The 13,700-nt window shown below is 74.1% G+C and carries 12 protein-coding genes and 1 other RNA gene; 6 read left to right on the forward strand and 7 right to left on the reverse strand.

What is annotated here, in order from left to right; translation table 11 throughout:
* Positions 1-55 precede the first annotated feature (55 nt).
* From ACWEPX_RS06050 to ffs, 3 genes are all read left to right on the forward strand, one after another.
* Positions 56-784 (forward strand): lysophospholipid acyltransferase family protein, encoded by a 729-nt coding sequence (locus tag ACWEPX_RS06050; RefSeq protein WP_451895978.1) that lies wholly within the window; start codon positions 56-58, stop codon positions 782-784.
* 153 nt (positions 785-937) lie between these two features.
* On the forward strand, positions 938-2,344 hold the full coding sequence (locus tag ACWEPX_RS06055; protein WP_451895979.1) for an endo-1,4-beta-xylanase: 1,407 nt from the start codon (positions 938-940) through the stop codon (positions 2,342-2,344).
* Positions 2,345-2,365: 21 nt separating this feature from the next.
* An RNA gene (ffs, locus tag ACWEPX_RS06060) (signal recognition particle sRNA small type) lies at positions 2,366-2,460 on the forward strand.
* Between the two features lie 3 nt (positions 2,461-2,463).
* Here ffs and ACWEPX_RS06065 read toward each other — a convergent pair.
* A complete protein-coding gene (locus ACWEPX_RS06065; protein WP_451895980.1) occupies positions 2,464-3,435 on the reverse strand; it encodes an LLM class flavin-dependent oxidoreductase in 972 nt (323 codons plus the stop codon).
* Positions 3,436-3,501: 66 nt separating this feature from the next.
* Here ACWEPX_RS06065 and ACWEPX_RS06070 point away from each other — a divergent pair, with 66 nt between their 5' ends.
* Both ACWEPX_RS06070 and ACWEPX_RS06075 read left to right on the forward strand, forming a co-directional pair.
* Complete coding sequence (locus ACWEPX_RS06070; protein ID WP_451895981.1) at positions 3,502-4,473, forward strand: prephenate dehydrogenase; 972 nt, start codon at positions 3,502-3,504, stop codon at positions 4,471-4,473.
* 118 nt (positions 4,474-4,591) lie between these two features.
* On the forward strand, positions 4,592-6,466 hold the full coding sequence (locus tag ACWEPX_RS06075; protein ID WP_451895982.1) for a fibronectin type III domain-containing protein: 1,875 nt from the start codon (positions 4,592-4,594) through the stop codon (positions 6,464-6,466).
* Here the strand turns inward: ACWEPX_RS06075 and ACWEPX_RS06080 are convergent.
* From ACWEPX_RS06080 to ACWEPX_RS06095, 4 genes are all read right to left on the reverse strand, one after another.
* The gene (locus ACWEPX_RS06080) at positions 6,463-7,095 is read right to left on the reverse strand and encodes a putative glycolipid-binding domain-containing protein (protein ID WP_451895983.1); all 633 of its coding nucleotides are present in this window, start codon (positions 7,093-7,095) and stop codon (positions 6,463-6,465) included. The genes ACWEPX_RS06075 and ACWEPX_RS06080 overlap by 4 nt on opposite strands.
* Positions 7,092-7,289: an Rv0909 family putative TA system antitoxin gene (locus ACWEPX_RS06085; protein WP_451895984.1), complete on the reverse strand. Its 198-nt coding sequence runs from the start codon at positions 7,287-7,289 to the stop codon at positions 7,092-7,094. Before ACWEPX_RS06085 ends, ACWEPX_RS06080 begins: the two co-directional genes overlap by 4 nt.
* 86 nt (positions 7,290-7,375) lie before the next feature.
* Positions 7,376-9,265, reverse strand: coding sequence for an FUSC family protein (locus tag ACWEPX_RS06090; protein ID WP_451895985.1), 1,890 nt, complete (start codon positions 9,263-9,265; stop codon positions 7,376-7,378).
* A gap of 75 nt (positions 9,266-9,340) precedes the next feature.
* Positions 9,341-10,525, reverse strand: coding sequence for a thioester domain-containing protein (locus ACWEPX_RS06095; protein ID WP_451895986.1), 1,185 nt, complete (start codon positions 10,523-10,525; stop codon positions 9,341-9,343).
* Between the two features lie 305 nt (positions 10,526-10,830).
* Between ACWEPX_RS06095 and ACWEPX_RS06100 the strand changes: the two genes are divergently transcribed.
* Positions 10,831-11,532 carry a hypothetical protein gene (locus ACWEPX_RS06100; protein WP_451895987.1) on the forward strand — a complete coding sequence of 234 codons (702 nt, stop codon included), beginning with the start codon at positions 10,831-10,833 and terminating at the stop codon, positions 11,530-11,532.
* Here ACWEPX_RS06100 and ACWEPX_RS06105 read toward each other — a convergent pair.
* Both ACWEPX_RS06105 and ACWEPX_RS06110 read right to left on the reverse strand, forming a co-directional pair.
* Positions 11,529-13,184 (reverse strand): DUF885 domain-containing protein, encoded by a 1,656-nt coding sequence (locus ACWEPX_RS06105; RefSeq protein ID WP_451895988.1) that lies wholly within the window; start codon positions 13,182-13,184, stop codon positions 11,529-11,531. The genes ACWEPX_RS06100 and ACWEPX_RS06105 overlap by 4 nt on opposite strands.
* 15 nt (positions 13,185-13,199) lie before the next feature.
* Entirely contained in the window at positions 13,200-13,670 is a 471-nt protein-coding gene (locus tag ACWEPX_RS06110; RefSeq protein WP_451895989.1) for a GbsR/MarR family transcriptional regulator, read from the reverse strand.
* Between the last annotated feature and the right edge of the window lie 30 nt (positions 13,671-13,700).

The following is a 13,700-nucleotide window of genomic DNA, read 5'->3' on the forward strand; positions in this document are numbered from 1 at the left end:
CCGGGGCGGCGGGTGATGGACAGTTCGGGCACTTGCCGACAACCGTGGAGTGCTTGTGGCCGAGCTGGTCTACCCGCCCGTCGTCCTCGTCGCGAAGACCGCTTTCCGCCTCCTTGACCTGCGGATCGACGTCCGCGGGGCCGAGCACGTCCCGGCGTCGGGCGGGGCGGTCATCGCCTGCAACCACATCAGCTACCTCGATTTCCTGTTCTGCGGCCTCGGCGCGCAGCCCGCGCGGCGGCTGGTGCGGTTCATGGCGAAGCGGGAGATCTTCGCCAACCGGGTGGCGGGCCCGCTGATGCGCGGCATGCACCACATCCCCGTCGACCGCGCCGCGGGGGCGCAGTCCTACGCGGCCGCGGTCGGCGCCCTGCGCGCGGGCGAGGTCGTCGGGGTGTTCCCGGAGGCGACGATCAGCCGGTCGCTCACCGTCAAGGACATCAAGTCCGGCGCGGCGCGGATGGCCGCGGAGGCGGGCGTCCCGCTGATCCCGATGGCCGTGTGGGGCACGCAGCGCCTGTGGACCAAGGGCCGCAAGCGCGAGCTGACCAAGCGGCACGTGCCCATCACCATCCTGGCGGGCGAGCCCATGCGCGTCGGCCCCGATGACGACGTGGACCTCCGCACGGAGGAACTGCGGACGCGCCTGTCCGGGCTCCTGGACACCATCCAGCGCGACTACCCCGACCAGCCGTCCGGCCCGGACGACCGCTGGTGGCTGCCCGCCCACCTCGGCGGCACCGCGCCCACCCCCGAGCAGGCCGCCGAACTCGACCGCGGCTAACTTCCGGAAGCGCTCCCAGTCGGTTATCATTCCCATTGGTTTCGACAATTCAGGCTGAAATTATCGAAACTGTGGGATGGGACCAGCCGGCCAGGGCGATGGGCGGCTCCACGCTCCGCTGACAATGTCGTTCGTGCGGAACAGGAGAAACCTGTGTCTTTCCGGAAGTTCGTCGACAAGCGCTGGGCTGCCGCCACCGGCATCGCCACCGCAGCGGCCACCGCGGCCGCCCTGCTGACCCTGGCCGCGCCGGGGACGAGTGCCGCGGCCGCCGGCCTGGGCGGCATCGCCGAGTCCACCGGCCGCTACGTCGGGACCGCCGTCGACCCGAATAGGTACACCGACGGCAGCTACGGCGCGATCCTTGACTCCGAATTCAATTCGGTGACCGCCGAGAACGCGATGAAGTGGGAATCCCTGCAACCCTCGCGCGGGCAGTACAACTGGGCGCAGGCCGACCGCATCATGGAACGCGCCGAAGCCACCGGGCAAATGGTCCGCGGCCACACGCTGGTGTGGCACAGCCAGACGCCGTCCTGGGTGCAGAACCTGTCCGCCGCCGAGCTGCGCCAGGTGATGGTCGACCACATCACCACCGTGATGACCCGCTACCGCGGCCGCATCGAGCACTGGGACGTGGTCAACGAGGCGTTCAACGACGACGGCACCCGCCGCCAGTCGTTCTGGCAGCAGAAGCTGGGCGACTCCTACATCGCCGACGCCTTCCGCGCCGCCCGGGCCGCCGACCCCAGCGCCAAGCTCTACATCAACGACTACAGCACCGACGCGATCAACGCCAAGAGCACCGCGATCTACAACCTGGTGCGCCAGTTCAAGCAGCAGGGCGTGCCGATCGACGGCGTGGGCTTCCAGGCCCACCTGATCATCAACCAGGTGCCCGCGGACTTCCGGCAGAACCTGCAGCGCTTCGCCGACCTCGGCGTCGACGTGGCGATCACCGAGCTGGACATCCGCATGCAGACCCCGGCGGACGCGCAGAAGCTGGCCACCCAGCGGGCCGACTACCAGAAGTCCTTCGCCGCCTGCTGGGCCGTCACCCGGTGCAAGGGCGTGACGATCTGGGGCATCACCGACAAGTTCTCCTGGATCCCCGACGTCTTCCCCGGCCAGGGCGCCGCGCTGCTGTGGGACGCCAACTACCAGCGCAAGCCCGCCTACGACGGCTCGGTCGCGGGCATGGGCAGCACGGTGCCGACCACCACGACCACGACGACCACCACCACCACCACCTCCGACGGCCCGCCGCCGGGCGACGGCTGCACCGCCACCTACCGGGTCATCAACCAGTGGGCGGGCGGCTTCCAGGTCGAGGTGCAGGTGACCGCGGCCGAGCCGATCAGCGGCTGGGCGGTGAGCTGGACCTTCACCGGGGGCGAGCGGATCTCCCAGATCTGGAACGCGACCGCCAGCGGGACCAGCGGCTCGATCACCGCGCGCAACGTCAGCTACAACGGCAGCCTCGGCCAGGGCGCGTCGACCACGTTCGGTTTCGTCGGGTCCGGCACACCCGGCACGCCGACCGCCACGTGCAACGCCTGACGGCGACCCCGCTACACTGACCACGGACCCCGCGCGGTGCGCATCCCATGAACCTCCCCAGGGCCGGAAGGCAGCAAGGATAAGTGGGCTCTGGCAGGTGCGCGGGGTCCCCTTTCGTCTTAGCGCAGCTTGGCGACCAGCTCGTAGCTGCGGAGCCGGTCGGCGTGGTCGTAGACGTTCGTGGTGATCATCAGCTCGTCCGCGGCGGTGCTGGCCAGCAGCTCGTCGATGCCCCTGCGCACGGTGTCCGGGCCGCCGATGATCTGGGTGGACATGCGGTCCTCGATGAAGGCCAGGTCCAGGTCGGTGTAGGGGTAGGCGGCGGTCTCCTCCGGCGTCGGCACCCGGCCGGGGGCGCCCTTGCGCAGCTGGAGGAACTGGAGCGCGGCGGGCCGGGCCAGCTCGCGGGCGGTGGCGTCGTCGTCGGCGCACAGCACCGACGCGGCCACCATCGCGTACGGCTCGGACAGCACCGCCGACGGGCGGAACCGCTCGCGGTAGAGGGCGAGGGCGGGCAGCGTGTTCTCGGCGCTGAAGTGGTGGGCGAAGGCGAACGGCAGCCCGAGCAGGCCCGCGACCTGGGCGCTGTAGCCGCTGGAGCCCAGCAGCCACACGGCGGGCTGGTTGCCCTTGGCGGGCACGGCGGTGATCGGGTTGGTCCCGGTGAAGTAGCCCACCAGTTCGGCGAGCTGCTCGGGGAAGTCGTCGGCCGACAGCGGGCCGCTCGTGCGGCGCAGGGCGCGGGCGGTCGCCGGGTCGGTGCCGGGGGCGCGGCCGATGCCCAGGTCGACGCGGCCGGGGTGCAGCGCCTCCAGCATCCCGAACTGCTCGGCGACGACCAGCGGCGGGTGGTTGGGCAGCATCACCCCGCCCGAGCCGACGCGCAGCGTCGTGGTGGCCATCGCCACGTGGGCGAGCAGGACGGCGGGGGCCGAGCTGGCGATGCCCGGCATGTTGTGGTGCTCGGCCACCCAGAACCGGTGGTAGCCCAGCTCCTCGACCGCCTTGGCCAGCTCAAGGCTGTTGCGCAGGGCGGTGGTCTCGGTGGAACCGGCGGCGACGGGGGCGAGGTCGAGCACGGACAGCGGCACGGGGATCACACCGGGGTCAACGCCCGGGCGCGCCGGTACCTTCCCGATGCTGCAAGATCCTCCGTTATGCGCGCGGTGTGTGTGATCGGGTTGGGCCTCATCGGCGGCTCCCTGCTGCGGGCCGCCGCTGCCGCGGGCAGGCGGGTGTGGGGCGCGACCGCCTCGGCCGAGGACGCCGCCGCCGCGGCCGCCGAGGGCTTCGCGGTGTCGGAGGTCGACGCGGCGCTGCGCCGGGCGGCCGAGGAGAACGCGCTGATCGTGCTCGCGGTGCCGCTGCCCGCGATCGACGCGGTCGCGCGGAAGGTCGCCGACCTCGCGCCGCACTGCCCGCTCACCGACGTGACCAGCGTCAAGGGCCCGGTGGCCGTCCTGGTCGAGCGGCACACCCCGAACCCGTTCGTCGGCGGCCACCCGATGGCGGGCCGCTCCGAGTCCGGCTGGGCGGCGGGCTCGGCGGAGCTGTTCAGCGGCGCGGCGTGGGTGGTGACCGTCGACGACGGGACGGACCTGGGGCTCTGGCGGGAGGTGGCCGAGCTGGCGCTGTCCTGCGGCGCCCACGTCGTCCCCGCCACCGCGGCGGCCCACGACGACGCCGTGGCCCGCATCTCGCACCTGCCGCACCTGCTCGCCGCCGTCCTGGCCGCCTGCGGCGCCGACGGCGGCCCGCTGGCGCTGGCGCTGGCCGCGGGCAGCTTCACCGACGGCACCCGGGTCGCGGCCACCCGCCCCGACCTGGTGCAGGCCATGTGCGAGGGCAACCGCTCGGCCCTGCTCGACGCCGTGGACGACGCGCTCGGCCGCCTGGGCGCCGCGCGCGGGGCGCTGGCCTCCACCGGCGGCCTGCGGGCCACCATCACCACCGGCCACACCGCCCGCCTGGCCCTGGACGCCCACCGCGCCCAGCCCACCAGCCCGGTGACCATCTCGCTCACCGACCCCGACGCCCTGGCCGACCTGCGCGACCTGGGCGCCGCTGGCGGCCGCGTCGTGCGGCTGGCCGGGACCGACGCCCACGCCGAGCTGCCGGACGGCGAGTAGCGCGGCACCGGCAGGTTGCGGGTCGGCAACGAAACCGTGACCTGGGCCGCCCTGGATTTACCTTGGCCCGGTGGATCACCAGCCCTCCCCGCCCAGCCGCGGGCGTCGTGTTGCGGTGGTGGCAGCGTCGCTGGTGGTCATCGGGGCCGCGGTGGTCCTGCTGCGGGAGCCGGAGGCGGCGGAGGACGGGCCGCGGCCCGCGCCGCCGCCGCAGACGACCGTCGCCGCCTACACCAGCGACGGGGTCGTCCTGCCCGAGCCGCAGGGCGCGCCCGTGCAGCCCGAGCGCATCGAGGTCGAGCCCGGCCCGCAGCGGCTGCGGCTGTGGTGGCCGCCGGTCGAGGACGCCGTGGGCTACGAGGTGCGCTGGGGCGAGCGGACCCGGCTGGTCGCCCAGCCCGCCGTCCAGCTCGACGGGCTGACCGACGGCATGCCCTACGCCGTCGAGGTGCGCAGCGTCGGCGAGCACGGCGAGCGGTCGCTGGCCGCCAAGACCCAGGGCATGCCCCAGCCCGACGACCAGACCGGGTGGGCCTTCGCCGACGACTTCGACGCGGGCGGCCCGCACCCCGGGCGCTGGCGGTTCACCAGCGTCGCGGGCTGCGGCAGCGCCGGGCCGGGCAGCGGCGACGACGCGCGCAGGCTGGTCGTGGCCGCCCAGTGCGGCAGCGAGCCGGTCTCCCTGGCCGCCCGCACCCCGCTGCGGCTGGCCGAGGGCCCCGGCGAGCTGGGCCGCTTCGTCGTCGACACCGACCAGCCCGGGATGGCGGGCGAGCTGGTCTTCGACCTCGTCCCCGGCCAGGTCGACCAGGTCGGGCCTGCCTCGGCCCCGCCGGGCGGGCCGGGCAAGGCGCAGGAGGACGCGGCGCTGCCGCCGGGCGCGGTCCGCGTCCGCATCGCGGCCGAGGCGGGCCAGACCGCCGTCGACGTGCTCGTCGGCCGGGGCACCCCGCGGCGCGGCGTGCCCACGCGCATCTCGAACGTGCCCCGGCCGGAGATCGGGGTGACCGCGCGCTGGGAGGTCGTCCTGCACACCGACGGCGTGCGCGTGCTGCGCGACGGCCTGGTGGTCGGCGCGGGCGACGCCGTCCCGGCCTGGCGGGAGGCCACGGCCATCGTCAGCCTCGTCGGCGACCGCACCGGCGTGCGGGCGGCGGTCGACTTCATCGCCTTCCGCGGCGCGCCGACGGTGACCCCGCCGCTCGTCCCGTCCCCGCAGCTCGACCCCGGGCAGGTCGTCTCGACCGGCGGGTCGCCGCAGACCCCCTCCGGCGGCGCGCGGGTCGACGGCGTCTCCGGCGGGCGGCTGCTGCTCACCCTGGTCCCGCAGAACGGCCCGGACGACCCCAAGGACGACGCCTTCGCCGTCGAGGTCGGCGGCAAGCAGTACCCGGCGAAACCGGCCGTGCCCGGTCAACCGCTGCTGCGCGGGGTGCGCTACCCGGTGGTCGCCGACCTGCCCACCGACGCGCTGATCCTGCGGGCCGACGGGCGCACGCTGCCGCTGCGCGTCCACGGGCCCGCCCACCCCGGCCGGGCGGCCACCCGGGTCGTCGCCGCCCACCTGGAGCTGACCCCGCGGCCCGGCGCCGTGCCGCCCGCCCCCACCCTGCGGATCGACCCGCAGGACCGCACCCGGCCCGCGCTGGCCCGCCCGAGCGCGGTGCTGCTCAACGCCGCGGGCACGCCGCTGGAGTCCGGCGGGCTTGCCCCGCGCGGGCGGCTGGTGGTCGAGGTGGCGCTGGACGCGGTCGGCGGGCAGCAGATCGGCGGCGAGCTGGCGGGCCTGGCGGGTGTCGAGGTCCGGCTGGACCGCACCCGGCTGGCGGGCATCCCCACGGTGGTCGACGGGCCGGGCATCGGCGGCACCTGGCGCATCGCCATCGACACCACCGCGCTGCCCCCGGGCAGGCACTCCATCGAGGTGCGCGCGGTGGGCGTGGACGCCCGCGCGGCGTTCGCCGTGGCCTACACGCCGTTCGAGCTGGCCTAGATCCGGGTCGCCACGCCCGCGAAGTCCAGGACGATGCCGTCGTGGTCGACGGTGATGCGCGAGGTCGCGCCCCCGCGGGTCAGCTCCAGCGTGGCGGCCTCGTCGTCGATGGCGACGGTGCGGTAGGCGTGGCGGACCACGGACACCGACAGGTCGGGCAGCGACACCGACACGACCGGGATCTCGAACTCGCCCGCCTCGCGGTGCAGCGCCAGGTGGCGCACCGGCAGCGTGGTGAAGGTGACCGAGCCGACCACGTCGACGGTGACCGAGCCGTCGAAGTCGGCCCGCTGGGAGGTGCCGTCGTGGTCGACCAGCCAGACACCGTCCTCGGTGCGGCTGATGGAGAGCTGGCGCTCGTGCTCGGCGGTGGTCGTGCGCAGCAGCACCCGGCCCGCGGCGTCGATCTTGTCCACCGACGCCTCGAAGGAGGCGCTGTAGGCCTCCGCGCCGACCTCGGGGTCGGCGGCGGCGATGAGCCTGCCGTACGCGCGCAGCCGGGCGTCGCCGATGAGCAGGCGCACCGACTCCAGGCGCGCGGGGTCGGCGCCCTGCCAGGTGTGCACGACGGGCTTGCGGGAGCGGGCGGCCTCGGCCGCCCGCTCCGGTGCGATCTGTTCTTGACTCACGCCTGGTTACCTGGCCGGGGCTTGTCGGGAATCATGTCCTGGATCTTGTCGACGACCTTGTCGACCTGCTCGTCGTGGCCGAACTTGTCCTTGACGACCTCGCCGAGCTTCTCGGCGCCCGCCTCGATCTTCTCGCCGTGCTGCTCGATGATGCCCTCGGCCTGCTTCTTCAACTCGTTGAAGTCGATGCCCACGGGTCATCCTCCTCACTTCGGCGAGCCCGTGGGCAACAGTACCCAACAGGTCCCGCGCGGCCCACCGCCGCAACCGCAGAACCTACTCAGTCCAGCCGATCCCGCGAGTCGGCCAGGCCGGGCCCGCGCAGCACCCCGCGGACCGCGCCGACCTCGGCCGAGACCCGCTCCAGGGTCGGGCTCGTCGGCAGCTCCCCCACCGCGGGCGGGCGCTGCTCGCGGACGGCGGCCGCCGCGTCGCGCACGGCGTCGGCCAGCGCGGCGACGTCGGCGGGGTCGGCGGGGCCGAGCCGGGCGGCGGCCAGCACGGCCCCGGTGATGGCGTCGGTCAGCCGCTCCAGCGTCATGATCACCGGCCACCACGCGGCCGCCTGCCTGCCCGCGTGGAACGGCTCGACCAGCGACTGCTGGAAGGCGGTGCGCAGGTCGGCCAGCGCGCGGTAGGCGCTGCGCCGCAGGTCGGAGCGGCGCTGCGGGTCCGGGCCGAGGGCGTCGGCGAGGTAGTCGGCGAGCAGGTCGAGGGCGTCGGCGAGGTCGGAGCCGACCCGGGGCTGCCGCGCGCCCGGCCAGAGCAGGTAGCCGAAGACGAGCACGATGACGCAGCCCAGCACGGTGTCCAGCAGCCGCGCGCCGACCAGGCTCCACTCGCCCGCGTTGGCCAGGTCGAGCTGCACGATCACCAGCGGCGTGACGAACGTGCTGAGCATGCCGTAGTTGCGCACCTGCCCGATGGGCAGGCAGAGGGCGACGACGGCGACGATCAGCACCAGCAGCCACGCCGGCGGCTCGGCGGCCAGCAGCGCCGCGCCGAGCAGCACCCCGACCGCGGTGCCGATCCCGCGCAGCACCGCCCGGCCGAACACCGAGCCGAAGTCGGGCTTGAGCACGATGGCCACGGTCAGCGGCACCCAGAACGAGTGCTCCAGCGGCAGCGCCTGGCCCGCGAGCACGGCCACCCCGACGCACAGGGCCAGCCGCACCACGTGCGCCCAGGTGACCGCGCCGAGCGCGACGGTGTCCCACCACTCGCGGAGGCGCTCGCCCAGCGGCGGGGTGGCCGAGCGCCGGTCGGTGTCGTCGCTGCCGCGGCGGAACTCCGAGACCGCGCACAGGCCCGCGTGCATCTGCCGCAGGGCCGGGCCCGCGTCCGCGGGCGGGTCCGGCGGCTCGGCCAGCGGCGTGCGGACGCGGATGCGCAGGGCGGAGTCGAACAGGTAGGCCACCACGTTCGGCGGCGCGGGCTTGCCGACGTTGACCAGGGCGACGGCGGCCTCGATGACCGGGGTCGTCTCGGTCAGCAGGACGAAGAGCCTGCGGTAGGACCAGTCCCGGCCCGCCAGCCGCGACCGGGTCTCCAGCAGGGCGTCGTAGGCGCGGTCGAGGGCGGCGGTGAGCCTGCGCCGGGCGGCGCGGGCCTCGTCGGTGCCGCTCGCGGCGAGCATCGCGGCCAGGTCCTCGTAGACCACGGCGACCGCCTCGCGCTCCACGGCCGCGCCGCGCACCGGCCAGGCGGCCAGGGCCAGCAGCACGGTGAGCAGCGCGCCCGCGGCGAAGCAGCCGATGGCCAGCCAGGGGTCGGCGGTCTGCCCGGTGCCCACGGTGGCGAAGACGAGCAGCTGCAGCCCGGCCAGCGACGCCGTGCTGCCCGCCGCGCTGATGAACGCCGACGCCGCCGCCACCAGCACCAGCCAGCCCGGGTGGACGTGCGTGCCGATGAGGTAGCCGATCGTGCCCAGCACCGCCGCGGCGAGCATCCGCTGCGCCCGGTGGGCGTAGGGCCCGTCGGTGTCGGCGAAGGTGACGCACAGGGCCCCGATGGACACCAGCACGCCGATCTCGCCGTGGCCGAGCGCGATGCCGACGCCGATCGGGCCCGCGAGCGCGATGACCGCGCGCGCCGAGCGCTTCCACGGGATCGGCACCGGGTTCTGGGTGAGCAGTCCCCGCAGCCAGTGCGGGGCAGCCAGGTCGGTCACGGTCTAGACCGTAAACGCCGCAGTCCCCCGCCCGGCGGACCGGACGGGGGACTGCGGGTGTCGCTTGGGGCTCTATCAGGCGGTCTTGCGGCGGCGCTGCCAGATCAGCGCGCCCGCGCCAGCACCCAGCAGGCCGATGCCGACCAGGACCGGGACCAGGATGTTGGCACCGGTGTCGGGCAGGTCGTCACCGGGGACCGGCGGAGCGGGGGTGGTGCTCGGCGCCGGGGCCTCGGTCGTGGTGGTGCTGCTCGGGGCGGGCTCGGTCGTCGTCGGCGCGGTCGTGGTGGTCGTCGTGGGGACGGTCCACGTGCCGGTCGCGCGGTCCTCGACCTTGGTCTCGCTGGACTCGGCCACGATCAGCGACTGCGCGGGGCCCTTGCCCCGGCCCTGGTCGTGGTAGCCCTCCACGACGAACAGGCGGCCGATGTCCACCTTGGCCAGCGTCTTGAGGCCGAAGGCGGCCTCGCCCGCCGCGGTGCCTGCCGCGACCTTGAAGAACAGCTCGGTGCCGTCGGTGATGTCGGCGGGCGCCACCGGCTTGCCGTCGGCGTCGGTCAGCTCGACGCCCTCGGGCAGCTCGCCGATGATCTCGGTGATGGCGCCGTTGGTGCTGACGGTGAACGGGCCGACCAGGCCGCCTGCCTCACCGGTGGCGGTCTCGGGGTTGATCTGCAGCACCGGGGTCGGCTGCTCGGCGAGGTCCTGGGCGTTGTCGATCAGGTACTTGTAGAGCGCCCAGATGTCCTGGTTGGCGTCCTGGCGGGTGGAGGGGGCCGACTGCTTGAGGTTGACCCCGTCGCTGAAGTGCCAGATGGCGGCCTGGGTCGCCGAGACGGCCTCGTTGGTCTCCAGCCCGTCGGCCGCGAAGTCCAGGTCCAGGGTGTTCAGCTCGTCCAGGGACTTGAACGGGAAGCCGTTGTGCAGCACCCAGTTGATCTTCCCGCGGTTCGCGTGGAACGGCGAGTTCGGGTTGGGGTAGGAGTCCCACGGCTGCTCGACCATGTCGCGCTGCTCGGTGGCGCCGACGTTGATCTCCACGCAGTACACCTTGAGGTGACCGCCGCCGTTGAGGTCCAGGTGCAGCAGGGACGCCTGGTAGGTGTCCTTGCGGCCCTCGATGTTGAGGGCCTCGCCCTCGATGTTCTTGTCCCGGTCGAGGCGCCCGCTGGCCGCCTCGGCCGCCGCGGGGAGCGCGGCGGTGCCCAGGAGAAGCGCTGCCGCCGCGATCGCGGCGCCAACCCGACCCAGTGTGCCCATTGACTGTCCTCTCGGTCCGAGTGCCCCGACTGGCCCGCCCAAATGATCAACTCACCCGATTGGGGAATGATCAGCCGATCCGGCGATGGCGCACTCTACTGATCGGTGGAATTGGTCCGGACCTCGGGGTCGAATTCGCGTGGGACTGTCACTCGAACAGACCAAGCTCTCCTAGGAGTAAGTGCCGGAATGGGCCTCCCGACCTGCGCCGCCTGCTCTAGGGTCGGCCTGTGGACCCGGTGGCGCAGGAGCCGGAACCGCCCGTGTGGCACCAGGAACCGGGCGCGGCGGATCGAGACCGAACCGTGACGGGGGCGCCGTCGCGGCTGCCCGCGGTGCTCGGCATCGCGGCGATCGTCGCAATTGTCGTCGCGGTTGTTGCAATTGTCCTGGTGCACCGCGGCGGCGAAGCGGGCGTCGCCGTTCCCGCGCCGGCCCCGAGCACCAGCGCGACCGCCGATTCGGTCGTGATCGCCAATCCGGACGCGCGGCTCACCTACCGGCTGCCGCCGACGTGGACGCCCGTGCCGGACAACACCCCGGAGATCCTGGGCGTCCGGTTCACCGGCGGGGCGGCCTACGGCGGCTACGAGTGCGGCGGCGCGTCCTACAGCCGCGCGGTGGTCTTCAGCGCGGCCTTGCAGAGCACCGAGGGCAAGCGGCTGGACCTGCGCGAGACCGGGCACCGCTTCGCCGCCGAGTTCGCCAGGGCCTTCCTCGGCCCGCCCGATGCCGCGCCGGCCGACGGCGAGCTGACCGAGTACGACGGCCACACCGGCCTGATGATGACCCTGCCGGTCACCATCCGCGACGCCGACCCGGCCTGCGCCGCCACCGCGGGCAAGGTCACCCTGCTCGCGATCGATCTGGACAACGAGTCCGCCACGACCAAGCGCGGCGTGGCGCTGCTGGTCTTCATCGAGGACACGGCGGGCGGGCCCGAGGAGCCCGCGCCGCCGCCGGGTGGGGACCTGCGCGGCTTGGTCGACGACCTCGCCGTCGGCTAGCCCTCCCAGCCCCGCACGACCTCGTCGAGCACCGACAGCGGCAGCATCCCGTTGCCCAGCACGACGTCGTGGAAGCCGCGGATGTCGAACCGCGCGCCGAGCCGCTGCTCGGCGGCGGCGCGGATGCGCTGGATCTCCAGCCGGCCGACCATGTAGGACAGCGCCTGCCCCGGGTAGGCGATGTAGCGGTCCACCTCGGCGTTGATGTCCACCGCGGACAGCGGGGTGTTCTCGCGCAGGTAGGACACCGCCTGCTCGCGGCTCCACCCCTTCGCGTGCAGCCCGGTGTCGACTACGAGCCTGCCCGCGCGCATGGAGTCCATCGCGAGCATGCCGATGCGGGCCAGGTCGTCGGAGTAGAGGCCCATCTCGTCGGCCAGCCGCTCGGTGTAGAGGCCCCAGCCCTCGCTGTAGGCGTTGACGTCGGCGATGCGGCGCAGCAGCGGCAGGTCCAGCTCCTGGGCGATGGTGAGCTGGAAGTGGTGGCCCGGCACGGCCTCGTGGAAGGCGGTGACCTCCGACAGGAACCGGTCGCGCTTCTCGGCCTCGTGGGTGTTGGCGTAGTAGACGCCCGGGCGCAGCCCATCCATCGACGGCTGCATGTAGTACGCCGCGGGCGCGCCCGCCGCCTCGTTGGCCGGGACCGCCTCGACCTTGCAGCGCTGGCTGGGCAGCCTGCCGAACCACTGCGGCGCCACGGCCTCGGCCCGCTCGATGCAGGCGCGGGCGTCGTCGAGCAGTTCCTCCGCGCTGGTCCAGCGCAGGGCCGGGTCCTCGATCAGCCGCCGGAAGACCTCGGCCTGGTCGCGGGTGCCGAACACCTTCTCGCCGAGGGCGGCGTACTCCTCGCGCAGGCCCGCGATCACGTCGAGGCCGGTCTGGTGCAGTTCGTCGGGGGTGCGGTCGGTCGTGGTGTGCACGCGGACCATCCGGGCGTACGCGGCGTCGCCGTCGGGCAGCGCGCACAGGCCGGGGCGGTCGTCGGGGCGGCCGTGCTCGGCGATGTCGTCCACCAGCGCCTGCCGGTAGCGGGCGAAGGCCGGGCGCACGACCTCGGCGACGACCCGCTCGCGCTCGGCGGCGAAGCCGCGGTCCTCGCCGGGCACCGCGGGGGCCAGCAGCGGGTCCGGCCCGCCCGCCAGGTGGCGGTCCAGGTGCGCGACGGCGTTGTCCACCAGCCGCCGCACCGGCACCCGGCCCGCGGCGACGCCCTCGCGGTGGCGCTGGGCGTGGGCGTCGAGGTGGGCCGGGATGGCGCGCAGCCGGGCCAGGTAGGACGCGGCGCGGTCGGCGTCGGGCAGCACGATCATCGGCAGGAACGACAGCAGGCTCGCCGCCGGGCCGACGAACAGGTCGGTGACGGTGTGCTCGCCCAGGCGCGCGTCGATGGCGTCGACCATCGCCTCGGCCTGCTGGGTGGTGACCTTGGCGGTGATCGCGTCCTGGCCCTGCAGCCCGGTCAGCGCCGCGGCCCGCCCGGCGATGTCGACCGCCGTGGCCCGCACCCGGGCCTCGGCCTCGGCCGACGGGTCGGCCAGCCGGTCGTCGTACCCGGGCACGCCCAGCAGGGTCGCGAACACCGGTTCGGCGTCGAACTTCAGCGTGGTCAGCTCATCGGCCAGGGCGGCGGCCGCGTCGCCAGGGGTCGTCATGCGCCCGACAGTACGTCACGGGCGGCCGCGCTCCTGCTCCCGCCAGCGCTCCAGCAGACCCGTGACCTCGCGCTGGAGGAACTCGAAGAACCGGCGGCTGGTGTCCAGCCGCTCGGCGGCCGGGCCGGGCCCGACGGCCTCGGCGCCCTCGCGCATCGCGCTGGCCCAGTTGTCCAGCAGCTTGTCGCGGTTGGTGAACGCCTCCATCCAGCTGTTGTCGCTGACCATGTAGTGGTCGCGCCGCTCCCCGGGCTCGCGGCCCTTGGCCACCAGCCCGACCTGCAGCAGGTAGCGCACCGCACCGGACACCGCAGCCGGGCTCACGTCCAGGGCCGCGCCCAGCTCGGCCGCGGTCATCCGGCCTGCGTCGGTGCTCATCAGGCACGCGAAGACGCGCGCGGGCATCCGCGCCATGCCGCCTTCGGCCAGCAGGAGCGCGAAGCGCTCGATGAACCTGGCCACCGCCTGCGGGTCCTTCTCGGTCACTGCCCACCTCCGGCGGCGATATTAGCGGAT

The organism is Actinokineospora sp. NPDC004072 (assembly GCF_053604195.1).

What these genes read in the sequence shown, in the direction of transcription:
- ACWEPX_RS06070 (WP_451895981.1), top strand. Translation starts at nt 3,502, where the DNA reads ATGCGCGCGGTGTGTGTGATCGGGTTGGGCCTCATCGGCGGCTCCCTG.
- ACWEPX_RS06095 (WP_451895986.1), bottom strand. Translation starts at nt 10,525, where the DNA reads ATGGGCACACTGGGTCGGGTTGGCGCCGCGATCGCGGCGGCAGCGCTT.
- ACWEPX_RS06105 (WP_451895988.1), bottom strand. Translation starts at nt 13,184, where the DNA reads ATGACGACCCCTGGCGACGCGGCCGCCGCCCTGGCCGATGAGCTGACC.